The following is a 6,128-nucleotide window of genomic DNA, read 5'->3' on the forward strand; positions in this document are numbered from 1 at the left end:
GGTTTTCTCCGCATTAACTAAGGAGAAAACCATGAGCAGTATAATACTGTTGTTTATCACCCATACCACGCGCGTCCTCAGCCGCATTTCAGAAGCAATGCGGCAGCAGCAGGCCGAATGGTTCACCAACCGTAGCGGTCACAGCAGTTTCCGCGCCGAGGTCGTTCAGTCTGAAGGGGGTTTTACTGCCATCATTTCACGCAGAACGGGCTACAGTTCGCGTGACTGGCAGTATCAGCAACTGGCCAGCGCCGGTCAGTTTGCCTCCGCACGTAAGGCTTTACGGGCGGGACGACAGATGGCGCAGCAGATGGCCTGGCTGCGTTACCGTTTCGACTGAATCAGTTCTGACTGATTAACACTTCCCGGAGGGACCTTCCCTCCAGGGGAGGTCTCCTCCTTATTAATTTAAGGAGTCCTGATGATTCGCTTTACCTCAACCGAATTACGCCCTCTTTTATCACAGCAGGGCGGTATGCAAAGGCCACTGCTGCTTGAAAAGAACCTTGGTATATACATCCGGGTTCCGGATGACCGAAACCCCGGCGAATGGCTCAGGGCATGGGCGGAAGGTTGTAATCCCTCGAAAGATGCAAACTGGTCGGAAAATGCAGACCTGTTAATTCCCGGGAAGGAATACGCTTTTCAGACCTTTATGGAGCAGAGCAAATTCGACGCCGTTCTGAACGAACACCACGATCTTTTTATGATGCCATCGGCCGGTCCACTGGGGACTGGTATGACAATTCGTAAGGAGACCCGTCCGCCAGAAAAGGTGTATGTCCTGGTGGAGGAATATCGCAGCAATATTCGCTGGCTCTACGATCAGTCTCTCCGGCATTTACCTGCCTGTGTAGGGAATGCGGAACGTCTGAGCTGGCGCTCACAGGCGCTGTCTGTGCTTGACAGGGTAATACGTCTCGACTGTAAACGGGCAAAACCGGCTGATCGCACGATGTTTGAGAGTGCGGTTCGCAGCGTACGCAGCAGCGTCAGCGAGGTGATGTCTGATGGCTCTTTCCGTTACGCGGGAATCCGCCGCTAGGTTGTATTACTGACTATCTCTGACTTTTTTCCACTCCCGGTGGCGCATTCTTCCGCCCCGGGGAGGATGCGCCCTTTTTTATAGGTTGCATCCTTATGAACAAATCCATTCGCGGCCGTAAGGCCGCGCCGGCTCAGAAAGCCGATCTTTACCAGCAGGTCACCGACAAAATCATTGCCGCCCTGGAAAAAGGGGTTCCACCGTGGCGCCGGCCGTGGCGTTCTGCACAGAACGTACATGGCAGCGCGTTACCGGTGAATGCCACAAACCGGTACCGACACCTGCCGGGTCACCGTCTCAAAAAGGGTAAAAACCTCTTCGTACCGGAGTGACTGATAGCTGACTGCTGGCAGCAACAGGGCGTCCGCACCTGCCAACTGTGCATCCTCAGCCAGACGCAGGATGGCGTCGGTGCTGACCGCTCCTACACACAGCATCACCGGGATGTCTCCGGCATGCTGTTTCGCCAGAGTACCGATGCGCTTGCGCTGTTCCCGGGTCAGATATGCATAACTGCCGGTGGAGCCCAGAATACCCATTGAATCAACGCGGGCTGCCGTAAGGCGAGCCAGAATCTTACTGAACCCCTGTTCATCCACGCCGCTGGCGGTGACGGGAGTTAACGGGAAAGCAGACAAACCGGTGAACATAAACTTTCTCCTGAATGATATTACGTGCGTTGTGCTTCGATGAGCACAACGTCAAACTGCAGACCCGGCATCATTTTTTCAAGGCCGTCGGTCAACATCTTCCCGGCTTCATAAAGCTTCTCCAGCGGTATCTGCGGCAGGCTTTCCAGAATGAACCACATTTGCTGGGCTTCAACGCCCAGGCGGGTTCTGATCCCCTGCCGCCAGTTCCATCGGCGACAGGTTATTCCCGCATCATCACACCAGATAACTTCACCCTGTGGCGGATATTCAACTGCGGGTTCACCGTCTTTTACAGTATCAAAAGGTTCTGTCCCTTTTGCCACAATCAGACGCGGTGAACCCTGATAGGCAGCGATATTTTCGCCACCAACGGGAACGGCATACCGCAGACTAACGGCATTATAGAGATCCACGATCGGATCGAGGGCCGGCATATCACCGTCGCGAAGCACGCGTTTACGCAGAGCGTCAGCCGAGCAGGGTGTGCGTTTGGGTTTGGCGCCAAATGCCTGGAAAGCCTCAGCCCATGCGGCAAGATGTGATTCTGCCCATTCTGGAGCGCCTGCCAGAACAGCTTTACAGGCTTCTTTCAATGCTAATTCACCAACCTGAGGATTCAGTACGGGCGCGGCCTGCACAGAGATACTGAGCGCCCGAAAATCAGGTGCGACAGCATATATTTCAGGGGCGATTGACGGAGAGACAATGAACACGTGATAATCCTGTAATGACCAATTTATTTCATGATACCGACCAATGACCAAAAAAGTCAATTTAGTGACCGGTGCCGGTGCTGATGTTAGTACAGTGAACGAAGCCGTGTCACATCGAATAAAGCAGTACCGCAAGCAAAAAAAATTATCGCTCGACGAGTTATCCAGACGAGCAAATGTCAGTAAAGGCATGCTGGTCGAGATTGAGGGATGTAAGGCCAACCCCAGTATTGCGCTGTTGTGCCGTCTTGCTGCTGCAATGGGCGTCTCGGTGGCCGACTTTGTCGATGTCAGCACCCGGCCTGATGTTCACATTATTGCGGATGCTGAGATCCCTGAACTCTGGAAGGGAGAAAAGGGCGGAAGCGCCAGGCTGCTTGCCGGTTCAGGGGGGCCTGACATGACGGAACTCTGGATGTGGGAGATGCAGCCAGGGGAAAAGTTTTCTTCGCCAGGACACCCTTCGGGTACGCTTGAGCTACTTTATGTCCAGGCCGGAACGCTGACATTGGGTGTGAAGGACAGCCTTTTTCAGGTGATTACCGGCTACTCTGCGGCGGCGAGAACCGATGCTCCCCACTTCTATGAAAACCAGGGCGAAAGCATTCTGAAATTCATCATGACGGTCAACGAAAAAGCATCCTGAGTGGGATACCACAGGAGATGAACCGTCCTTAAACACAAGGAGAATGTAATCATGCGTACGCCATCCGGTCTTTTAGTCACCCTGATGGAGCTCAAAAAATTTCAGGAAATGGCCTTTTATGACCTGTTACTTTCTGCTGAATGCGATGCAGTGCCTGAGATTGTTCGCACCGGGTCATACTGGCTTAATCATATTCATATCGTGGATAAAATTTTCCGCGCTCACCTGAGCGGAGAAGTTCATGGTTTTACGTCGACGGTAAGCGATGACATTCCTGAACTGCAGCTTCTGAGACAAGAAGCAGCTAACAGCAACGACTGGCTGATTGACTATGCCGGGTCACTGAATGCAGACACGGCCACTGAGCGTGTTCAATTCGCATTTACCGATGGGGCGCCTGGTGATATGACGCGTGAAGAGATTCTGCTGCATTTGCTCACGCATGCCAGTTACCATCTGAGTACCTGCAGTCCGTCCCTGGAAAAAAATGGACTTACGATGCCTCCAATGTTGCTGACCACCATGCTGAGCTCAACCCGTGCGGATTCTCTTTAAAAAAGCCTGGCAGAGTTACCCATGAGGATTTTGACTTGTGAACAATCAGCATCTTACTTTTAGAAAAGACCGCTATACGGTGACGACAGATCCTGCGTTTTTCCAGATTGACGCCATACACGATTTTCTTTCACAGTCATCTTGGGCATCTGGAATCAATGCAGAAACAGTTTCTCTATCAATAGAGAACAGTCTGTGTTTTGGCCTGCTTGATGGCTCAGAACAAATAGGATTTGCCCGGCTGGTGACTGACCATGCCACTTTTGGCTATCTCTGCGACGTGTATGTCCTTGAAGCGTATCGGAAGACGGGACTTGGTCGATGGTTAATCGAGTGCTGCCATGCTCATCCGGTAATGTCACGTCTTCGTCGCATAATGCTGGTGACTGACAGCGCGCCGTGGTTATACGAAAAGCTCGGGTACACTCCACTGAATCGACCTGATTTTGTCTGGCAAATCAACCGCCCGGATATCTACCAGCAACCGAAATCTTGATTGCAAGACGGAAATGGAATTCCGTGGCTTTCGCAAGTAACCAGTACCAGCCGCCAGATTCGACATACCATACTCCCCTTTGTACGTCCCTCAAAAGTAGCTTCTCTGTCGTTGATTCGCCCCAAGAGAGTTGATTGAACCTCAGAATGAGAGTGATTGTGGCCGTAATGACCGGTCAGAACTAAAAATCTAGATTCAGGTCAATATTTTGATCATCAATGGTCAATATGATGACCTATGCGTAACCACCCGACGACCTACGGCCTGATGGTGCGTTATCCAGTGGTTTTCATTTTGATTACAGCCGAGGGGGGCACTGACAGGAAAAGTGGCAAGAGCGCAAACATACCTTTATGCCGGGAGTCTGCCAAACCCTCCAGACGGGAAATGGAGAAGTAAATGAACTCAGATGAATTGCAATATCGAAACATGCATAACCGTGGGAGCTTTGAACATGAATAGCCGTCCTGAGACTCTGCCGGAAATAGGATTAGGGAAGTATCCATGGCCGCAGGTAATTAAATGGCTTTTAATCTTGCTGGTCCTGTATGCTGTAGGTAGCGTATTTATATCCAACCCTTTTTCAATCTTTGTGGATAGAACGACACCCGTTGATTATTCAAGAGTAATGTATTTCCATGGTATGACGGTGGGGCTTGCCGGAATCACCGCCCTGATTATCAGCCAGGTTTTTGCTCTTGATAAAAAGTTTAAAAAAATTATTTTTCTCTGCACTGTCGCCACGATAATTATTGGGGTCACGGGGGGGGCAGTTAACCGAACAATGGAATATACCAAACTATTTCTCTGGTATCAGATCCTTGCTTTTATAGCACTTGATATAATTTTAATCACCATGTCAATAGGTCTTATTCTGACCAGGGACATGGAGCTCAGACAATCACGGACCTGGTATTTGGTTCTGTCTGCATCAGCAACTGCTGTTATTGCGGCCCTGATTGGCGACCTGGCTGGTTTTATTCTTGATTTTGGTGACTGGCCTGGTGTTCTGGGATGGTATGCCGGAAAAATTGGCTATACATTAGAAGAATGGCAGGACAACTTGTTGCGTTCGCATTCAGATATGATGGTCGTTGCCGTAATTGGTCTTATTTTGTCGGTTATCAGCTGGAAGTATGGCCGCCATATGACAGGTGTATCATCATCAGCAAAAGCCACGGGTGAATGGATGGCAATCCTGGGACTGGTTTTATTGATCATTATAATGGTCGTCTCCGGGTTAGGTGGCTCCGGTATGCAAATTCCGCACATTTTTACAGAGAAAGGCTTTTATGCCCCGCGAGGCCAAAGCGTTGCTGGGATTGATCTCGGCGACTTCACCATTGGCACATTCTTCTTGATGGGAGGAATGCTTATGATGGGAGCAATTCTTTTCGGAAAAAAATCCCCAGGACACACGTTGAGCAAAACAGCCAAATACACTCTCAGCGGAATATTTCTTACCTGGAGTAGTATCGTCGTGACCGTAGCGGGTATGGGATTTCTGGAGGAGTACAGAGCCGATTTATACAACTCAGCAAAAGATGTTCCACTCGGGGACTATGGTTTTGCATTCAGAATGTTACATCTTGATGTTAGCCTGATACTTTTCCCGGCAATCATGGTTGTCATGCTGCTTGCACATCATTTTCTAAAGGATGATGACAATAAATACATTCAATGGATTTTACGCACTGGCGTAGTTATTTGCTCAATAGGCTCATTAGTGTATATGGTTCTTAACCCCGGCCCATTTGGACCCGGTTACTGGATTGTCGCTGCTGGATTTATCATTATTATGTCCGCAATGGTTTATTTTTTCATGCGCAGCGATAATAAAATTAAAGAGGATTTTAGGAGTCAGTCTGCAGAATAATCTCCAGGATTTAATTCTGGTAAGACCGTAGTAAAAAGATTTAGCATAGGCATCAAAAAAACATCATAATAAATATCCTCCGGCATAGCCGGAGGTTTTTCTGATGCGCCTATAAGGCTCTCTTACCAGCCGCGCCCTAACAGG

The 6,128-nt window shown here is 49.7% G+C and carries 7 protein-coding genes and 2 pseudogenes; 7 read left to right on the forward strand and 2 right to left on the reverse strand.

All coding sequences use genetic code 11. The annotated features are described in order from the left end of the window. Positions 1–31: 31 nt before the first annotated feature. The 3 genes and pseudogenes from ACFX4U_RS10530 to ACFX4U_RS10540 all read left to right on the forward strand — a co-directional run. Positions 32–340: a hypothetical protein gene (locus ACFX4U_RS10530; RefSeq protein WP_032676630.1), complete on the forward strand. Its 309-nt coding sequence runs from the start codon at positions 32–34 to the stop codon at positions 338–340. Positions 341–421: 81 nt separating this feature from the next. Beyond that, entirely contained in the window at positions 422–1,045 is a 624-nt protein-coding gene (locus ACFX4U_RS10535) for a hypothetical protein (protein ID WP_313508109.1), read from the forward strand. Between the two features lie 95 nt (positions 1,046–1,140). Beyond that, positions 1,141–1,335 (forward strand): annotated as a pseudogene (locus ACFX4U_RS10540) (ArdC-like ssDNA-binding domain-containing protein); the annotation flags it as partial. Here ACFX4U_RS10540 and ACFX4U_RS10545 read toward each other — a convergent pair. Both ACFX4U_RS10545 and ACFX4U_RS10550 read right to left on the reverse strand, forming a co-directional pair. Beyond that, positions 1,309–1,695, reverse strand: a pseudogene (locus ACFX4U_RS10545) (dihydrodipicolinate synthase family protein); the annotation flags it as partial. The pseudogenes ACFX4U_RS10540 and ACFX4U_RS10545 overlap by 27 nt on opposite strands. Positions 1,696–1,715: 20 nt before the next feature. Beyond that, positions 1,716–2,411: a B3/4 domain-containing protein gene (locus tag ACFX4U_RS10550; protein ID WP_313508110.1), complete on the reverse strand. Its 696-nt coding sequence runs from the start codon at positions 2,409–2,411 to the stop codon at positions 1,716–1,718. Between the two features lie 43 nt (positions 2,412–2,454). On the opposite strand from ACFX4U_RS10550, the gene ACFX4U_RS10555 reads away from it, so the two are divergent. The 4 genes from ACFX4U_RS10555 to ACFX4U_RS10570 all read left to right on the forward strand — a co-directional run bounded on the left by ACFX4U_RS10555 (position 2,455) and on the right by ACFX4U_RS10570 (position 5,984). Further along, on the forward strand, positions 2,455–3,057 hold the full coding sequence (locus tag ACFX4U_RS10555; RefSeq protein WP_313508111.1) for a helix-turn-helix domain-containing protein: 603 nt from the start codon (positions 2,455–2,457) through the stop codon (positions 3,055–3,057). Between the two features lie 51 nt (positions 3,058–3,108). Further along, positions 3,109–3,612: a DinB family protein gene (locus ACFX4U_RS10560; protein WP_313508112.1), complete on the forward strand. Its 504-nt coding sequence runs from the start codon at positions 3,109–3,111 to the stop codon at positions 3,610–3,612. Between the two features lie 37 nt (positions 3,613–3,649). Further along, on the forward strand, positions 3,650–4,108 hold the full coding sequence (locus ACFX4U_RS10565; protein WP_313508113.1) for a GNAT family N-acetyltransferase: 459 nt from the start codon (positions 3,650–3,652) through the stop codon (positions 4,106–4,108). A gap of 454 nt (positions 4,109–4,562) precedes the next feature. Continuing rightward, entirely contained in the window at positions 4,563–5,984 is a 1,422-nt protein-coding gene (locus ACFX4U_RS10570) for a hypothetical protein (protein WP_313508114.1), read from the forward strand. The last annotated feature ends 144 nt before the right edge of the window (positions 5,985–6,128 follow it).

The organism is Kosakonia sp. YIM B13588 (assembly GCF_042788165.1).
GTDB lineage: Bacteria > Pseudomonadota > Gammaproteobacteria > Enterobacterales > Enterobacteriaceae > Kosakonia > Kosakonia sacchari.

Coding starts and splice junctions, on each gene's coding strand:
- ACFX4U_RS10535 (WP_313508109.1), top strand. CDS start 422: ATGATTCGCTTTACCTCAACCGAATTACGCCCTCTTTTATCACAGCAG.
- ACFX4U_RS10570 (WP_313508114.1), top strand. CDS start 4,563: ATGAATAGCCGTCCTGAGACTCTGCCGGAAATAGGATTAGGGAAGTAT.
- ACFX4U_RS10560 (WP_313508112.1), top strand. CDS start 3,109: ATGCGTACGCCATCCGGTCTTTTAGTCACCCTGATGGAGCTCAAAAAA.
- ACFX4U_RS10555 (WP_313508111.1), top strand. CDS start 2,455: ATGACCAAAAAAGTCAATTTAGTGACCGGTGCCGGTGCTGATGTTAGT.
- ACFX4U_RS10530 (WP_032676630.1), top strand. CDS start 32: ATGAGCAGTATAATACTGTTGTTTATCACCCATACCACGCGCGTCCTC.